The organism is Ruegeria sp. CDSC025 (genome assembly GCF_059610805.1).
This window is the reverse complement of sequence record NZ_JBXWOJ010000013.1, coordinates 1-14481: the sequence shown is the minus strand read 5'-3', so window position 1 is coordinate 14481 and position 14481 is coordinate 1. Positions and strand designations below refer to the sequence as shown.

General features: G+C 57.8%; 20 protein-coding genes. 13 read left to right on the top strand and 7 right to left on the bottom strand.

The window, feature by feature from the left end; genetic code table 11:
- Window positions 1-107 precede the first annotated feature (107 nt).
- From AC2FH8_RS16310 to AC2FH8_RS16290, 5 genes are all read left to right on the top strand, one after another.
- The gene (locus tag AC2FH8_RS16310) at window positions 108-1352 is read left to right on the top strand and encodes an ABC transporter substrate-binding protein (RefSeq protein ID WP_271952389.1); all 1245 of its coding nucleotides are present in this window, start codon (window positions 108-110) and stop codon (window positions 1350-1352) included.
- Between the two features lie 56 nt (window positions 1353-1408).
- The gene (locus AC2FH8_RS16305; RefSeq protein ID WP_142638652.1) at window positions 1409-2281 is read left to right on the top strand and encodes a carbohydrate ABC transporter permease; all 873 of its coding nucleotides are present in this window, start codon (window positions 1409-1411) and stop codon (window positions 2279-2281) included.
- Window positions 2274-3173, top strand: a complete 900-nt coding sequence (locus AC2FH8_RS16300) for a carbohydrate ABC transporter permease (protein ID WP_271952391.1) — start codon at window positions 2274-2276, stop codon at window positions 3171-3173. The genes AC2FH8_RS16305 and AC2FH8_RS16300 overlap by 8 nt, the downstream gene beginning before the upstream one ends.
- 4 nt (window positions 3174-3177) lie before the next feature.
- A complete protein-coding gene (locus tag AC2FH8_RS16295; protein ID WP_142638656.1) occupies window positions 3178-4275 on the top strand; it encodes an ABC transporter ATP-binding protein in 1098 nt (365 codons plus the stop codon).
- Window positions 4276-4366: 91 nt separating this feature from the next.
- Window positions 4367-4699, top strand: a complete 333-nt coding sequence (locus AC2FH8_RS16290; RefSeq protein WP_281973291.1) for a putative quinol monooxygenase — start codon at window positions 4367-4369, stop codon at window positions 4697-4699.
- Window positions 4700-4701: 2 nt separating this feature from the next.
- Here the strand turns inward: AC2FH8_RS16290 and AC2FH8_RS16285 are convergent, their stop codons facing one another.
- Both AC2FH8_RS16285 and AC2FH8_RS16280 read right to left on the bottom strand, forming a co-directional pair.
- Window positions 4702-5310, bottom strand: a complete 609-nt coding sequence (locus tag AC2FH8_RS16285) for an MlaC/ttg2D family ABC transporter substrate-binding protein (RefSeq protein WP_142638660.1) — start codon at window positions 5308-5310, stop codon at window positions 4702-4704.
- Window positions 5300-6070, bottom strand: coding sequence for an MlaA family lipoprotein (locus AC2FH8_RS16280; protein ID WP_142638706.1), 771 nt, complete (start codon window positions 6068-6070; stop codon window positions 5300-5302). The genes AC2FH8_RS16285 and AC2FH8_RS16280 overlap by 11 nt, the downstream gene beginning before the upstream one ends.
- A 345-nt stretch (window positions 6071-6415) precedes the next feature.
- Between AC2FH8_RS16280 and AC2FH8_RS16275 the strand changes: the two genes are divergently transcribed.
- From AC2FH8_RS16275 to AC2FH8_RS16260, 4 genes are read left to right on the top strand one after another with little or no spacing between them, the layout of a single operon-like run.
- Window positions 6416-6871: a RidA family protein gene (locus tag AC2FH8_RS16275; RefSeq protein ID WP_142638661.1), complete on the top strand. Its 456-nt coding sequence runs from the start codon at window positions 6416-6418 to the stop codon at window positions 6869-6871.
- Window positions 6868-7635 carry a glycerophosphodiester phosphodiesterase family protein gene (locus AC2FH8_RS16270; RefSeq protein ID WP_282027653.1) on the top strand — a complete coding sequence of 256 codons (768 nt, stop codon included), beginning with the start codon at window positions 6868-6870 and terminating at the stop codon, window positions 7633-7635. The genes AC2FH8_RS16275 and AC2FH8_RS16270 overlap by 4 nt, the downstream gene beginning before the upstream one ends.
- A 45-nt stretch (window positions 7636-7680) precedes the next feature.
- Window positions 7681-8868 (top strand): GNAT family N-acetyltransferase, encoded by a 1188-nt coding sequence (locus tag AC2FH8_RS16265; protein ID WP_496690250.1) that lies wholly within the window; start codon window positions 7681-7683, stop codon window positions 8866-8868.
- Entirely contained in the window at window positions 8865-9158 is a 294-nt protein-coding gene (locus AC2FH8_RS16260) for a 4a-hydroxytetrahydrobiopterin dehydratase (protein WP_496690249.1), read from the top strand. The genes AC2FH8_RS16265 and AC2FH8_RS16260 overlap by 4 nt, the downstream gene beginning before the upstream one ends.
- Here AC2FH8_RS16260 and AC2FH8_RS16255 read toward each other — a convergent pair.
- The 4 genes from AC2FH8_RS16255 to AC2FH8_RS16240 form a co-directional block, all read right to left on the bottom strand.
- Window positions 9155-9466 carry a hypothetical protein gene (locus tag AC2FH8_RS16255; protein WP_142638669.1) on the bottom strand — a complete coding sequence of 104 codons (312 nt, stop codon included), beginning with the start codon at window positions 9464-9466 and terminating at the stop codon, window positions 9155-9157. The two genes, AC2FH8_RS16260 and AC2FH8_RS16255, sit on opposite strands and share 4 nt — an antisense overlap.
- A 33-nt stretch (window positions 9467-9499) precedes the next feature.
- The gene (locus tag AC2FH8_RS16250; protein ID WP_142638671.1) at window positions 9500-9844 is read right to left on the bottom strand and encodes an EF-hand domain-containing protein; all 345 of its coding nucleotides are present in this window, start codon (window positions 9842-9844) and stop codon (window positions 9500-9502) included.
- 11 nt (window positions 9845-9855) lie between these two features.
- Entirely contained in the window at window positions 9856-10101 is a 246-nt protein-coding gene (locus tag AC2FH8_RS16245; protein WP_271952399.1) for a glycine zipper 2TM domain-containing protein, read from the bottom strand.
- A gap of 102 nt (window positions 10102-10203) precedes the next feature.
- The gene (locus AC2FH8_RS16240) at window positions 10204-10689 is read right to left on the bottom strand and encodes a peroxiredoxin (protein ID WP_142638675.1); all 486 of its coding nucleotides are present in this window, start codon (window positions 10687-10689) and stop codon (window positions 10204-10206) included.
- 99 nt (window positions 10690-10788) lie between these two features.
- Here AC2FH8_RS16240 and AC2FH8_RS16235 point away from each other — a divergent pair, with 99 nt between their 5' ends.
- The 4 genes from AC2FH8_RS16235 to AC2FH8_RS16220 are packed head-to-tail and all read left to right on the top strand — an operon-like array spanning window position 10789 to window position 13389.
- A complete protein-coding gene (locus AC2FH8_RS16235; RefSeq protein ID WP_496690248.1) occupies window positions 10789-12000 on the top strand; it encodes an NAD(P)/FAD-dependent oxidoreductase in 1212 nt (403 codons plus the stop codon).
- Window positions 11997-12557, top strand: coding sequence for a 16S rRNA (guanine(966)-N(2))-methyltransferase RsmD (rsmD, locus tag AC2FH8_RS16230; RefSeq protein ID WP_496690247.1), 561 nt, complete (start codon window positions 11997-11999; stop codon window positions 12555-12557). Before AC2FH8_RS16235 ends, rsmD begins: the two co-directional genes overlap by 4 nt.
- A complete protein-coding gene (locus AC2FH8_RS16225) occupies window positions 12538-13185 on the top strand; it encodes an HAD family hydrolase (RefSeq protein WP_496690246.1) in 648 nt (215 codons plus the stop codon). The genes rsmD and AC2FH8_RS16225 overlap by 20 nt, the downstream gene beginning before the upstream one ends.
- Window positions 13186-13209: 24 nt before the next feature.
- The gene (locus AC2FH8_RS16220; RefSeq protein ID WP_496690245.1) at window positions 13210-13389 is read left to right on the top strand and encodes a hypothetical protein; all 180 of its coding nucleotides are present in this window, start codon (window positions 13210-13212) and stop codon (window positions 13387-13389) included.
- Here AC2FH8_RS16220 and map read toward each other — a convergent pair.
- Complete coding sequence (gene map / locus AC2FH8_RS16215; RefSeq protein ID WP_271952408.1) at window positions 13377-14189, bottom strand: type I methionyl aminopeptidase; 813 nt, start codon at window positions 14187-14189, stop codon at window positions 13377-13379. The genes AC2FH8_RS16220 and map overlap by 13 nt on opposite strands.
- Between the last annotated feature and the right edge of the window lie 292 nt (window positions 14190-14481).

The following is a 14481-nucleotide window of genomic DNA, read 5'->3' as shown; positions in this document are numbered from 1 at the left end:
CCATTCCCGGGTATTGGCCCGGATTTAGCGTTGTCAGACTCAGATAGGGACACAGTATTGCGGCATTGCCATTTTGACTGGCACCGAATTCTCAGGGAGGAGAAAACATGAAACGATTTTCTTTTGCGACTGTGTCCGCATTGGCCGTCGCAGCCGGATCATCTGTGGTGGCCGAACCACAGGCGGAGGTCTTGCATTGGTGGACATCCGGTGGCGAGGCCAAATCGGTGGCCGTGCTTCAGGAAGAGTTTGCCTCGAACGGGGGCACATGGACCGATATGCCTGTCGCAGGCGGCGGCGGTGATGCGGCCATGACAGCGCTGCGGGCGCGGGTTCTGGCAGGCAACGCGCCGACAGCGGTTCAGCTGAAAGGCCCGGCGATTCAGGAATGGTATGAAGAGGGCGTACTGGCCGATATCTCGAACGTGGCCGCCGCCGAGGGCTGGGCCGAGGTTCTACCCGCGTCGATCGCCGGTCACATGATGTGCGAAGGCACTTGGTGCGCGGCGCCGGTGAACGTTCACCGCATCGACTGGATTTGGGCCAATGCCGATGTGCTGGCCGCAAACGGAATTGAGATGCCGACCACATGGGACGAGTTCAACGCCGCAGCCGAAAAACTGCAGGCCGCCGGTGTGATCCCGCTGGCGCATGGCGGTCAGGCCTGGCAGGACGCTACGGTTTTCGAAGCCGTCGCGCTGGGTCTTGGCGGACCGGAATTCTATCAGAAAGCCCTGGTCGATCTGGACCCCGAGGCGTTGACCTCGGACACAATGATCCAGGTCTTTGACCAAATGCGCACCCTGCGTGGTTATGTGGACGAGAATTTCTCGGGTCGCGACTGGAACCTTGCCACCGCGATGGTGATGAACGGCGAAGCGGCCTTTCAGATCATGGGTGACTGGGCCAAGGGCGAATTCCTGGCAGCGGGCAAGAAGCCTGGTGAGGATTTCCTCTGCGCCTCGACCCCCGGCGATGGATATCTGTATAACGTCGACAGTTTTGCCATGTTCGAGGTTGAGGGCGACGACAATCGCGCCGGTCAGGAATTGCTGGCCAAGCTGATTGTTGCACCGAACTTTCAGGAAGTGTTCAACCTGAACAAAGGTTCGATCCCGGCCCGGACCGATGTGTCGCTGGATGCCTTTGACATCTGCGCGCAAATCTCGGCCGAAGACATGGGCTCGACCTCGGCAGGTGGTTCACTGCTGCCGTCTTATGCCCATGGCATGGCGCTGCGCGGGTCGCAGGCTGGTGCGATCACAGATGTTGTGACCGCGCATTTCAACTCGGATATGTCCTCGGCTGACGCGGTTCAGCAACTGGCGGACGCGGTGGCCAACAGCTACTGATCCAATACGCTCTGCCCCCAAGATGTGGGGCAGAGCATCTTTCCCCGGAGGAAAACATGTCCGAATGGCTGGAAAACCACCTGCCCAAGGTGGTGCTGGCACCGTCGTTCATCGCCGTATTGATCTTTGTCTACGGATTTATCGGATGGACCGCATGGGTGTCGCTTACACGCTCAAAACTGCTGCCGAAATACGAGATCCATGGCTTCATCCAGTATGAGCGCCTGTTCGACTCTCCTCGCTGGGATACGGCGATTGGCAACCTGTATATCTTTGGTACTCTGTTCATCGTGATCGCGATGCTGCTGGGCCTGCTGCTGGCCATCCTGCTGGATCAGAAAATCCGCGTCGAAGGAGCGATCCGAACAATCTATCTCTACCCCATGGCGCTGTCGATGATCGTCACGGGCACGGCGTGGAAGTGGATCCTGAACCCCGGTCTGGGGATTGAGTCCATGGTGCAGGGTTGGGGCTTTCCCAACTTCGAATTCGATTGGCTGGTGAACCCCGATTACGCGATCTACACTATTGTGATCGCTGCACTCTGGCAGAGCTCGGGCTTTGTGATGGCGCTGTTTCTGGCCGGTCTGCGCTCGGTCGATGGCGAGATCATCAAGGCCGCACAGGTCGATGGTATTCCAACATGGCGTATCTATACCGCGATCATCATCCCGTCGATGGCCCCGATTTTCCTGTCCGCTTTCATCGTGTTGGCGCATCTGGCAATCAAAAGCTTTGACCTTGTCATCGCCCTGACCGGAGGCGGTCCGGGCTATGCGACCGATCTGCCCGCCACCTACATGTATGCGATGGCCTTTTCGCGCGGCGATATCGGCCAGGCGGCATCTTCCGCGATGATCATGATGCTGGTCGTCTTTGCCATCGTGGTTCCTTATCTCTACTCAGAATTGAGGGCTAAAAATGACTGATCTGTCGATGCCCCACACCCAAACCCGCAGCCAAAGTAACATGAGCAAAATCGCCCTGCGCTGGCTGCTTTACGTGGTGCTGTGCCTGTTCGCGCTGTATTACCTGATGCCATTATTTGTGATGTTGACGACATCGCTCAAAAGTCTTGAGGAAATCCGTACCGGTAGCCTGATATCGTTACCGCGTGAGGTGAGTTTCGAGGCCTGGAAAACCGCTTGGTCGGGCGCCTGCACGGGTATCCAATGCGAAGGTCTGCGGCCTTACTTCTGGAACTCGGTCCTGATTGCGGTGCCTGCGGTGGCCATCTCGACCCTGCTGGGCGCGCTGAATGGTTATGTTGTCGCGCAGTGGCGGTTCAAAGGGGCGAACATCATCTTTTCGCTGATGCTGTTTGGCTGCTTCATCCCGTTTCAGGTCGTGCTGCTGCCGATGGCGCGCCTGCTGGGCATGATGGGCATTGCCGGAACCATTCCGGGCCTGATCTTTGTCCACGTTATCTACGGGCTTGGCTTTACCACGCTGTTTTTCCGCAACTATTATGTCTCTATCCCGGCCGAGCTGACCAAGGCCGCCCGCGTCGATGGGGCCGGGTTCCTGCGGATTTTCTGGTCGATCTTCCTGCCACTGTCACTGCCGATCATCGTTGTAACCGTGATCTGGCAATTCACGCAGATCTGGAATGATTTCTTGTTCGGCGTGTCGTTCAGCCAGGCGGGCACACAGCCTGTGACCGTGGCGCTTAACAACATCGTAAACTCCACCACCGGCGTCAAAGAATACAATGTCGACATGGCCGCCGCGATCATCGCGGGTCTGCCGACGCTGCTCGTCTATGTCGTTGCCGGTAAGTATTTCATCCGCGGCCTGACCGCTGGCTCTGTGAAGGGATAGAATGATGGCTCCCATCCTTGATATCAACAAGCTGTACAAGAACTACGGCGCAACCGAGATCCTGAAGGATATCAACATCTCGATCGAACCGGGCGACTTTCTGGTGCTGGTCGGCCCATCGGGCTGTGGTAAATCCACCCTGCTGAACTGTATTGCCGGGCTGGAACCGATCACCGGCGGTACGCTGGCCATTGGTGGCAAAGACATGACCCATGTCAGCCCTAAGGACCGGGACATCGCCATGGTGTTTCAGTCCTACGCCCTGTACCCAACCATGTCGGTGGCCAAGAACATTACCTTTGGCATGAAAGTGCGCGGCGTGGATCAGGCTACGATGGACGCTAAGCTAAAGGACGTGGCCGCGCTGCTGCAAATCGAACCGCTGCTGAACCGCCGTCCCAGCCAGCTGTCCGGTGGTCAACGTCAGCGGGTGGCGATGGGACGGGCGCTGGTGCGCGACCCCAAACTGTTCCTGTTTGACGAGCCGCTGTCGAATCTCGACGCCAAGCTGCGGGTCGAGATGCGGACAGAAATCAAGAAGCTGCACCAGACTCTGGATGCCTCTATCGTTTATGTGACCCACGACCAGATCGAGGCGATGACGCTGGCCACCAAGATTGTGGTTCTGAAAGGCGGGATCGTGCAGCAGATCGGCAGCCCGGCCGAGATCTATAACAACCCTGCCAACCTGTTCGTGGCTGATTTCATGGGCTCACCTGCGATGAACCTGATCCCTGCAAAGGCAACCAAGAACGGCACAGGCACCGAAATTGCCATCGAGCGGTCATCGGGTGAAACGCTAGTCCTGAAGGATGCCCGTGATCTGTCACTGCCGCAGGATGTCATTCTGGGCCTGCGCCCCGAGGATATCGCCGAAGCCGGTTTCCGCGCCGGGGACGGCGTGCAGGAAGCGGTTTGCATGGTCGACATGGTCGAACCTGCCGGAGCTGACACCTATGTAGTGTCCGAACTGGGCGGCAAACAGGTCACTGCGCGCCTGCACGCGGAAACCAGCGCCCAGGCCGGACAAGAGCTGAACCTGGCCTTTGACATGAGCAAAGTGTCCTATTTTGCCAAGGAAACCGGCGAGCGGTTGAACTAGCGCACTGCGCAGGACTTGTTCTTGCTAAACTCGGGCAATTTCGCCAAGTACTGACGCCATGTCAGGCCAACGAGATTGCCCGGGGTATATGATGATACTGGAAATTCGACATTACACACTAAAACCGGGCCGCCGAGAAGCGTTCATAGAATTCTTTGAGAAACACAATCGCGCTGCGTTGCGGGATGCAGGAATGCTTGTGTTTGGGCCGCTCAGAGACCTGGAAAATCCTGACAAAGTGCATTGGATGCGCGCGTTTTCTTCGTTGGAAGAACGCGACAGGATAAAGGACAGCTTCTATGGTGAGGCGGTCTGGAATGACCAGATCGAACCCATTGCAATGCCAATGATCGCACACTATGAGGCCGAACTGGTCGAAACTACGATCGGATTTGAAAGTTTTGACTGCAGCAAATCGCTGTGAATTCACCCGGTTCGCTTCATATCCTTGATCAGACGGTTCAGATCACCGCCGCGCGCGTCCAGCATGGCGCCAATCTCGGTACGTTCGGTCAGCAGCATGTTCACGCCTTCGATAAACATGTTGAAGAATTTGTCGCGGCCGGATTTGTCGGACACCAGGAAGGTCACCTCAAAGGGCGAGGAGCCCTGCAGCTTGACCGAGGTACGCACCTCGTATCCGGCTTTGATCTTGCGCGCATTTCGAACGGTCACCTCGCCGCCAATGAACTCGCGAAAGCGACGTCCGTATTTGTTCGAGATATAGCCCTGAAACGCGTCGGTGAACTGCTTTATCTGTGACGCACTGGCCGAGCGGCCATCGGCCCCCAGCACATAGCGGGCCATGATCGGAACGTCGGCATATTGCACGAAGATCTTTTCAAAATCGCGGATCATGCTCTTTTCGGATTTTCCCGAACTGATGACGCGGTTGATGTCATCCACAACGCTAACGACCAACGCTTTTGCACTGGCCTCTGTCTGTGCAAAGCTTGGCAAAGGGAGGGTGGCTAGCGCCAGGCCGGCGATGCCAGATGCAATAAACTCTCTTCTCTTCAAATAATTACTCGGCATATGGATCCTCGTAGGGGTCAAGGTAGGGGTCTCTGACAGGGTCGGTCCCGATATCTGCATAGGGATCGTCATACAATCCCAGATAGGCGTCCTCATCATCGCGTGCCAGTTCGAAACGTCGATTTTGCAGGTAAATTGTTTGTGCCTGCTTATAGCTGTCAGCACTTTCATAGAGGATGGAATCGACTGTGTCCGAGAACCGTCCACGGTCGCCCATCCGCCTTACGATTTCGGCGTAGACGCCGATATTCTCAACCGGGCGCACTGGTGTGAAGTTGATCGGGTTCGAAAACAGGTTGACGACGACGCCGACCGCATCCCTGGATGTTGAGGGGCCATAGAAGGGCAATTCCACATAGGCGCCTTCGCCAAAACCCCAGACGTGCAGGGTTTCACCGAAATCGGTATCCACGGGCGGCAGGTTCAATTCGCTGGCCGGGTCAGACAGACCCGCGCCACCAACGGTCGTATTGATGAGGAACCGCAGTAGGGCATTGCCCGACTGCTTCAGATTGCCCTGCAGCAGATAATCCAGAGCCTGACCCGGCATAGTCAGGTTTTCGGCAAAATGGTTGAAACTGGTCACCATCGGATCGGGCACGATCTTCACATAGCCCTTCGAGGCCGGACGGAACAGGAACCGGTCGACGCCCAGATTGAACTTGTGAATGCCGCGGTTTGTATTCTCGTAGGGATCGAAAGTATCGCCGCGCGCGGCCTGATCGGCGGGTTGGGACGCGCAAGCGCCAAGAACGGTCATCAGGGTCACGACAATCAGGGGCTTGAATCTGATCTTGCTCAACACGGTATTTCAACTCCAAACGCGCCAGCCGTTTTGTGAGTGGGGCTGGACGCTCAATCAATAATGCCTGCGGCCATTTTGCGGCTCAATCTGTCGTCACATAAAGGTTTTGGGCCCATTTTGAAACAGTTCGCGTTTAACCCGGCCGACTGCATCAGGTAAAGTGACACAAGTTCAACACCTCGGGATAAGAGAAGTTACGCTTAATACGCCACTGACCGCAGTTTTACTGGTTTCACACTTTTCCAGCCGAACGATCCCGGATAGCGTCCGGCCGAGTCTATATCAGGTGAGGATCAACCGATGAGTATCGCAGCAAAACTGGAAAGCCTGGGAATCAGTCTGCCGGACGGGCCGGCGCCCGCCGCCAACTATGTGCCTTTCGTGCGGGTCGGCAATATCGTCTACGTTTCAGGACAGATTTCCAAGGATGCGGAACTGATCACCGGCAAGCTGGGTGATAACATGGATGTTGCAGCGGGTGCTGCGGCCGCCAAGGTCTGCGCGATCAATCTTCTGGCGCAGGTCAAGGCTGCTTGCGGTGGCGATATAGAAAAGCTGGTGCGTGTGATCAAACTGACAGGGTTCGTGAATTCAACCGCCGATTTCACCGACCAGCCGCAGGTGATCAATGGTGCGTCGGACTTTCTGGTCGAGGCGCTGGGCGAGGCTGGTCGCCATTCGCGCTCGGCCGTGAGTGCAGCGTCGTTGCCTTTGGGCGTCGCGGTTGAGATCGAAGGCATCTTCGAGATCGCATGACCCCGGTACTGCCCGCTACGTTCCTACAGGCCCCGATCACGCATCGGGCCCTGCACGACAAATTGGACAACCGCCCGGAAAACAGCCGGGCGGCGGTTCGTGCCGCTGTTAAGGCCGGTTACGGGATTGAGATTGATCTGCAGTTGAGCGCCGACAACCGGGCTTTGGTCTTTCACGACTATGACCTGGGGCGACTGACCGGGCGACCGGGGCCAGTTCGGCAGATTTCGGCGCAGGTAGCGTCCGAGACACAGCTGTTGCACGCTGATGACGGTATTCCGACACTGGATGATGTGCTGGAAATCGTGGCGGGCAAGGTGCCCCTGCTGATCGAGCTTAAGGATCAGGACGGTGTGATGGGCCCGAATGTGGGCCCGCTCGAGCGCGATACTGTACGAGCCCTTGAGGGTTATGAAGGTCCGGTGGCGCTGATGTCGTTCAACCCCAATTCGGTGGCTGAACTGGCGCGGTTGGCGCCGCATTTGCCCAGGGGGATCACGACCTGTTCGTATCAGCCCAGAGTCGAACTTTTGCCTGCGGCGGTGTGCGATTACCTGCGGGACATCCCGGATTTCGCAAGGGTCGGGGCCAGTTTCATCAGCCACGAAGCCGAAGACTTGTCCCGCCCAAGGGTTGCCGAGCTGAAGGCGCAGGGTGTTCCGGTCCTGTGCTGGACCGTTCGCTCGGCCGCGCAAGAGGCCGAGGCTCGCAAGATTGCCGATAATGTGACTTTCGAAGGGTACTTAGCCGCGCATCCGGGTTGAACCGCGCCCCTTACGTCACAGATAAAGATCAAACGCAGAGGGCACATGGATCAGGCACAAATCGAGGTTCGGGTACTTGGATCGCTCTCGCAGATTACTGCGGCAGAGTGGGACAGCTGTGCCTGCCCCGAGGCTGCGGATGGGGGCCGTCCGCTTGATCCCTTTACCACTCATCGCTTTCTTTTGGCTTTGGAGGAAAGCGGGTCGGTCGGGCCGGGTACCGGTTGGCAGCCGCAATACCTGACGGTTTATCTGGACGGAATGTTGATCGGGGCCGCCCCGATGTACGCCAAATCGCATAGTCAGGGCGAATATATTTTCGACCACAACTGGGCGCATGCCTATGAAAACGCCGGCGGGCGGTATTATCCCAAACTGCAGATTGCCGTGCCGTTCACCCCGGCCACCGGGCGCCGCTTTCTGCTGCGGCCGGGATATCAGGCGGTGGGCATGTCCGCCTTGGTACAGGGGGCGGTGCAGCTGGCCGCGGATAATCAGGTATCGTCGGTCCATACGACCTTTTGCACTGAAGATGAGGCGTTGGCGGGCGAACAGATGGGCCTGATGCTGCGCCATTCCCAGCAATTTCACTGGCTAAACGACGGGTATGCGGATTTCGATGGATTTCTGGCCGCTTTGTCCTCGCGCAAACGCAAGAACATCCGCAAGGAACGCGCGCAGGCCTGCGCCTTTGGCGGCGAAATCCGCGCGTTGACCGGTGATGACCTGCGCCCCGAACATTGGGACGCGTTCTGGGAGTTCTATCAGGATACCGGCGCTCGGAAATGGGGCGTGCCCTATCTGACGCGGCAGTTCTTTGATATTGCGCAAGAAACCATGGCGGATGACATGGCATTGGTGCTGGCCGAGCGCGGCGGGTATCCGATTGCGGGGGCGCTGAACTTTATCGGGCGCGAAACGCTTTATGGCCGTTACTGGGGCTGCGTCGAACATCATGCCTGCCTGCATTTCGAACTGTGCTATTATAGGGCAATCGACTTTGCCATTGCGCAAGGCCTGGCTCGGGTCGAGGCTGGGGCGCAGGGCGAACACAAGCTGGCGCGCGGCTATCTTCCCACGCGCACGCACAGCCTGCACTGGGTCAATGACCCCAGCTTTGCCGATGCGATCAAAAAATATCTGGACGCCGAGGCCCAAGCAGTGGGAGAAGAAATCGAGATTCTGACTGATTATGGCCCGTTCAGAAAGTCGAACCCGGAGGAACACCAATGACTGAACTTCTGTCGACCGAGACCCGTGGCCCCTTGCTGGACCCGCTGTTCAAAAGCGGCTGGACCATGGTCAAGGACCGGGATGCGATCACCAAGACCTTTACCTTCGAAGATTTCGTCCACGCCTTTGGCTGGATGACCCAAGTGTCCATGTTTGCCGAGAAATGGAACCATCATCCCGAATGGTTCAATGTCTACCGCACGGTCGAGGTGACGCTGTCCACCCATGATGTCGGCGGGCTTTCGGCGCTTGACGCCAAACTGGCCCGCAAGATGGACAGCCTGGTCTAGCCGCTGTCACCGCGTGATCCGACACCACCGGCAAGGCTGGCAACCTGACCCAGCCGCCTGAACTCGGCTGGGGTGACCAGGTTGTCACTAACGTCGATTTCGGCAGGTATCCGGGTAGTTCTGTTGCCGATCATGCGCACGGACCGTGCTGCGGGGTTGATGTCGAGACAACGCCGGTCATAGCAGGTCAGGCCAGTGGCGCTGATCTCAATCCTCGATTGGCCATCAGGGCCGGTCACAACAGGGGCCTGCGGCACATCACATGCCGCAAGCAACCCCAGCGCAAAAAGAGCGCTCCATTTGGTCATTGCATACTCCTGTCTGGTCCAGGGCCGCAGAGCCTAATCCAGTTGACCGTTGCTGTTCTGATCGGCAGAAATAAAATCTTCGGTCATATGCTGATCGTATTCCGTTCTTGAAATATTACTATCCCGGTCCCGGTCAACCTTTTGGAATTGCTTTATATCCAGAAACGGCTTGGCTTCATCCAGGCCCAATGTGCCGTTCTTGTCCTCATCCATCGTCTGGAACGCATAGTCGGAAAAGGCGTCGAACTCATCTTTCGACAGGAAGCCGTCATTATTGGTGTCGATGGCCTTAAGCTCATTCTCATGCAGCTCTGCCACGGTTTCGGCCGTTGCGGCACCCGCCAGGGACAACATCGACAGGACGATTGCGGTTTTCATCTTCATCCCTCTCAACATGCGAACCTCTGACCTTCAACGCCGCCGACCGCAGCACCCGCTGCCGTCAGGATGGTTTTCCCGGAACCGCCGCCAAACTGATTGCCGATGACGCCGCCCAGCAAGGCACCACCCACTGTGCCGCTCAGGCAGGCGATCTCATGCTGTCGTGCGGCCTGTTGCTGCGGGGTAGGGGCTGGTCCACAAGCGCCAAGTGCGCCGGTCAGACCTAAAAGAAAGGTAAATGTCTTTAGGTTCATAAACAAACTCCCTGATGAATATGTACCAAGTATTCGCCCATCATGAGAGTGCCGCAAGTTAAATTGCGAAAATGGCCCCAGCGGCACTGGGGCCAGATCAGGTCAGATAACCTCTAACAGCCCTTCACCTGCGGATATCTCGCAGACGCCGGGATTTTCCTCCAGGTTCATGGCGACCACTTTGCCGTCTTCGACCAGCATCGCATAGCGCTTGGACCTGCCGATCAGACCAACGGGCGGGGCGTCGAAATCCATCCCGATGGCTTTGGTGAATTCAGACGCCGCATCGGCCAACATGGTTAGGCCAGTCGCAGTTGCGCCGGTGGACTCGCCCCAGGCGCTCATGACAAAGGGATCGTTGACCGAGATGCAGATGATTTCTTCCACGCCTTTTGCATCGAACTGGTCTTTGGTACGCATAAAGCTTGGAACATGCGCCGTTGTGCACGTGCCGGTATAGGCGCCGGGCACGGCGAAAATGACAACCTTGCGCCCTTTGGTCTTGTCCGAAACGCGGACCTCTTCAGGGCCATTTGCCCCCATTTGGGTCAATGTGGCGTCGGGCAGAGTGTCACCTGTTGAAATCATTTTTTCGCTCCTGTCATTTGGATTTGCAGAGTCGGGCCTAGCCGCAATATAGGTGAGCTAACAAAAGTGACCACGGGAATTCGACAGGGTGAGGGGAATATGAGCCATATTGTCGTGATTGGCGCCGGCCAGGCAGGTGCTTCGCTTGTCGCCCGGCTGCGCAAAGATGGGTTCGACGGCGAGATTACTCTGATCGGCGTGGAGCCGCATTTGCCCTATCAGAGACCACCTTTGTCCAAGGCCTATCTTCTGGGTGAGATGGGGCTAGAGCGCCTGTTCCTGCGCCCCGAAAACTTCTATACCGATAACAATATCACCCTGCGCCTTGGTCAGCGCGTGACCGACATCGACCCGCAGGCCAAGACAGTAACGCTGGGCGATCAGGTTGTTGCCTATGATGAGCTGGCCCTGACCACCGGATCGGACCCGCGCCGCCTTCCCGCTGCTATTGGCGGCGATCTGGACGGCGTGCATGTGGTGCGCGATCTGGCCCATGTGGACGAAATGGAACCCTTCGTCTCTGAAGGTGCGCGCGCTTTGATCGTGGGTGGGGGATACATCGGGCTTGAGGCCGCAGCCGTTTGCGCCAAGCGCGGGGTCAAGGTGACCCTGGTTGAAATGGCCGACCGCATTCTGCAACGGGTCGCCGCCCCTGAAACCAGTGACTATTTCAGAACGCTGCATTCCGAATATGGCGCCGATATCCGCGAAGGCGTCGGGTTGGACCGTTTGCTGGGTGAAAACGGCAAGGTCACTGGCGCGGTGCTGACCGATGGAACAGAACTGGCGGTCGATTTCGTTGTTGTCGGCGTTGGCATCGCTCCTGCAACCCAACTGGCCGAGATGGCCGGGCTTGAGCTGGACAATGGCATCAAGACCGATGCGCATGGGCGCACCTCTGATCCGTCGATCTGGGCGGCGGGCGATTGCGCCTCATTCCCGCATGCTGGCGGGCGTATCCGTCTGGAAAGCGTGCCAAACGCGATTGATCAGGCCGAGATTGTTGCCCAGAACATGTTGGGCGCGGCAAAGGATTATACTGCGACCCCGTGGTTCTGGTCGGATCAGTATGACGTCAAACTGCAGATCGCGGGCCTGAACACCGGGTATGACCGGGTGGTGACCCGCAATGGTGACGGGCAGACCGTGTCCTTCTGGTACTATAAGGGCGATCAGCTGATCGCGGTCGACGCGATGAACGATCCGCGTGCCTATATGGTTGGTAAGCGTCTGATTGAAAGCGGAAAAACAGCTGATCCTGCTATTGTGGCCGACCCGGATGCGGACCTGAAACCGCTGCTCAGAGCGTGAGGATCATCGCCGGAGCCTTCCGAGGCCGAGCTTTGGCCTCGGTCGGCAAGGGGGACGCCGGCGCGCATCTGCGCCCGACCACAGACCGGGTGCGCGAAAGCCTGTTCAACGTACTGGCCCATCAGATTGATTTTGACGGACTGCGCGTGTTGGACCTGTTCGCAGGCACCGGTGCGCTGGGGCTTGAGGCCTTGTCGCGCGGTGCGGCACATGTGAGCTTTGTCGATGATGGCCGCGTGTCACAGGGCCTGATCCGCAAGAATATCGACCTGACCCGTAGTTCTGACTGTACCGAGCTGATCCGTCGCGACGCCACGCGGTTGGGGGCCAATCCTGCAGCGCCTTATGACCTGATCTTTCTGGACCCGCCCTATGGTAAATCCCTTGGGCAAAAGGCGATTGCTGCCCTGTCAGAGGACTGGTTCGCACAAGGCGCCCTTGTGGTCTGGGAGGAAAACGCGCCCATGCAGCCGCCCGAAGGATTCGTCCTGCAAAACAGCCGCAAATATGGCGATACGCATATCACCCTGATGTGGAATGGCGATCCGGATGCATGATCTGGTGATCTTCGATTGCGACGGAGTCCTGGTCGACAGTGAGCCGCTGTCCAATCAGGTACTGGTCGACAATCTTGCCCGTTATGGCCTGAACCTGACAATCGAAGACAGTATGAAGCTGTTCGTTGGGGGCACCATGACCGGGGTGCGGGACAAGGCAAGGGCGCTGGGCGCGGAGCTGCCCACAGGCTGGGTTGATGAGGTCTATGCGGAAACCTATGACCGGCTCCGCCTTGGCGTTCAGCTGATGCCCGGCGTGGCGGACCTGTTGGCGGTTCTCGAAGCAAACGGGTTGCCTTTCTGTGTCGCCTCGAACGGCAGCCCGGACAAGATGCAGATCACTTTGGGTCAGAACGGGTTATGGGATCGGTTTCGCGATGTCGCCTTTTCGGCCCATGTCCTGGGAACGGCCAAGCCGGACCCGACATTGTTTCTGACAGCGGCTGAGCGTTTCAACGCCGTAAAGCCCGTGGTGATCGAGGACAGCCTCAGCGGCCTGACCGCAGCAAGCAGGGCACATATGCGCTGTTTGGCCTATGCGCCGCATGGTGGCGGTGAAAAACTGGCCGCTGCGGGGGGCGAAGTCTTCTCTGACATGACGCAGGTCCCGGCGCTTTTGGGGATTTGACCCTGTCATGTTACCCTGCGGGGCATGGACCGTGCACTGACCCCGTCGAATTGGTCACTTCCGCAAGAGGCTGACACCGCAACCGATCCCCAGCGCACACCTCTGCGCGCGCCGGTTTTCATCCATGATGCGGTCACGCCATGGGGGCCGGAAACCTTGCTGCTAAAGCTGCTATGGGAACAGGCCGCGGATCAGGAAGAATAAGTCGGGTGGTACTTACCGCCTGGCGACAGGGTAAAGATCTCGACCCCATCTGCCGTTACACCGACCGAGTGTTCAAACTGTGCCGACAGTGATTTGTCGCGCGTCACGGCGGTCCAGTCATCGGCCAGCGTCTTGGTCTCGGGGCGGCCCAGATTGACCATCGGTTCGATGGTAAAGAACATGCCCTCTTCCAGAACCGCACCAGTGCCCGGACGGCCATAGTGCAGAACGTTTGGCGGTGCATGGAAGACCCGGCCCAGCCCGTGGCCGCAAAAATCGCGGACTACGCTCATCCGGTGTGCCTCGACAAATGATTGAATCGCGTGGCCGATATCGCCGAACGTGTTGCCGGGTTTGACCATCTCGATGCCCTTGAACAGGGCATCATGAGTGATCTGGATCAACCGTTCGGCTTTGCGCGGCAGCTTTCCCGCTACATACATGCGCGAGGTATCCCCGAACCAGCCGTCGACAATAACGGTCACGTCGATATTCAGGATATCGCCATCCTTCAGCTTTTTGTCGCCGGGAATGCCGTGGCAGACCACATGATTGACGCTGATACAGCTGGCATGCTGATAGCCCTTATATCCAATCGTGGCCGAAGTTGCGCCTGCATCCTCGACCATCTGCGTTATGAGCCCGTCAATCGCGCCAGTGGTCTGGCCGACGAACACATGATCGGCAATATCATCCAATATCCGCGCAGCCAAAGCCCCTGCCGCCTGCATGCCGGCAAAGTCACCCTGTTCATAGATACGGATACCGTCCTTGGTCAGACGGCCACGATGCTCTTTCATCGATGCGAGGCTCCAAATATTTCGCGCAGCACCCTTTTTACGCTGCTTGTGCAGAAAGTACCAGAGGGCGCACGGTCGCGGGTTAAGATGGGGATCAATGCCGTGGCTTCAAGGATTGGTCGGATCGCCTTTGTTGGGCGCGTGCTTTTTCTGAGCACATTGCCCAGTCGGAGGGGGGCGCTAATGTCGGCTTAGGGTCAGGACCCATTGATTTCCGTTTTGCGGCGTGATTCACGGTTCAAAAACGAGCGGTGAACATGTCTGATCTCTTCTGGCTTACGGATGCGCAAAT

Excerpts from the sequence above, each read along its gene's own strand:
- AC2FH8_RS16310 (WP_271952389.1), top strand. The coding sequence starts at position 108 with ATGAAACGATTTTCTTTTGCGACTGTGTCCGCATTGGCCGTCGCAGCC.
- AC2FH8_RS16305 (WP_142638652.1), top strand. The coding sequence starts at position 1,409 with ATGTCCGAATGGCTGGAAAACCACCTGCCCAAGGTGGTGCTGGCACCG.
- AC2FH8_RS16300 (WP_271952391.1), top strand. The coding sequence starts at position 2,274 with ATGACTGATCTGTCGATGCCCCACACCCAAACCCGCAGCCAAAGTAAC.
- AC2FH8_RS16295 (WP_142638656.1), top strand. The coding sequence starts at position 3,178 with ATGGCTCCCATCCTTGATATCAACAAGCTGTACAAGAACTACGGCGCA.
- AC2FH8_RS16290 (WP_281973291.1), top strand. The coding sequence starts at position 4,367 with ATGATACTGGAAATTCGACATTACACACTAAAACCGGGCCGCCGAGAA.
- AC2FH8_RS16285 (WP_142638660.1), bottom strand. The coding sequence starts at position 5,310 with ATGCCGAGTAATTATTTGAAGAGAAGAGAGTTTATTGCATCTGGCATC.
- AC2FH8_RS16280 (WP_142638706.1), bottom strand. The coding sequence starts at position 6,070 with ATGACCGTTCTTGGCGCTTGCGCGTCCCAACCCGCCGATCAGGCCGCG.
- AC2FH8_RS16275 (WP_142638661.1), top strand. The coding sequence starts at position 6,416 with ATGAGTATCGCAGCAAAACTGGAAAGCCTGGGAATCAGTCTGCCGGAC.
- AC2FH8_RS16270 (WP_282027653.1), top strand. The coding sequence starts at position 6,868 with ATGACCCCGGTACTGCCCGCTACGTTCCTACAGGCCCCGATCACGCAT.
- AC2FH8_RS16265 (WP_496690250.1), top strand. The coding sequence starts at position 7,681 with ATGGATCAGGCACAAATCGAGGTTCGGGTACTTGGATCGCTCTCGCAG.
- AC2FH8_RS16260 (WP_496690249.1), top strand. The coding sequence starts at position 8,865 with ATGACTGAACTTCTGTCGACCGAGACCCGTGGCCCCTTGCTGGACCCG.
- AC2FH8_RS16255 (WP_142638669.1), bottom strand. The coding sequence starts at position 9,466 with ATGACCAAATGGAGCGCTCTTTTTGCGCTGGGGTTGCTTGCGGCATGT.
- AC2FH8_RS16250 (WP_142638671.1), bottom strand. The coding sequence starts at position 9,844 with ATGAAAACCGCAATCGTCCTGTCGATGTTGTCCCTGGCGGGTGCCGCA.
- AC2FH8_RS16245 (WP_271952399.1), bottom strand. The coding sequence starts at position 10,101 with ATGAACCTAAAGACATTTACCTTTCTTTTAGGTCTGACCGGCGCACTT.
- AC2FH8_RS16240 (WP_142638675.1), bottom strand. The coding sequence starts at position 10,689 with ATGATTTCAACAGGTGACACTCTGCCCGACGCCACATTGACCCAAATG.
- AC2FH8_RS16235 (WP_496690248.1), top strand. The coding sequence starts at position 10,789 with ATGAGCCATATTGTCGTGATTGGCGCCGGCCAGGCAGGTGCTTCGCTT.
- AC2FH8_RS16225 (WP_496690246.1), top strand. The coding sequence starts at position 12,538 with ATGGCGATCCGGATGCATGATCTGGTGATCTTCGATTGCGACGGAGTC.
- AC2FH8_RS16220 (WP_496690245.1), top strand. The coding sequence starts at position 13,210 with ATGGACCGTGCACTGACCCCGTCGAATTGGTCACTTCCGCAAGAGGCT.
- map (WP_271952408.1), bottom strand. The coding sequence starts at position 14,189 with ATGAAAGAGCATCGTGGCCGTCTGACCAAGGACGGTATCCGTATCTAT.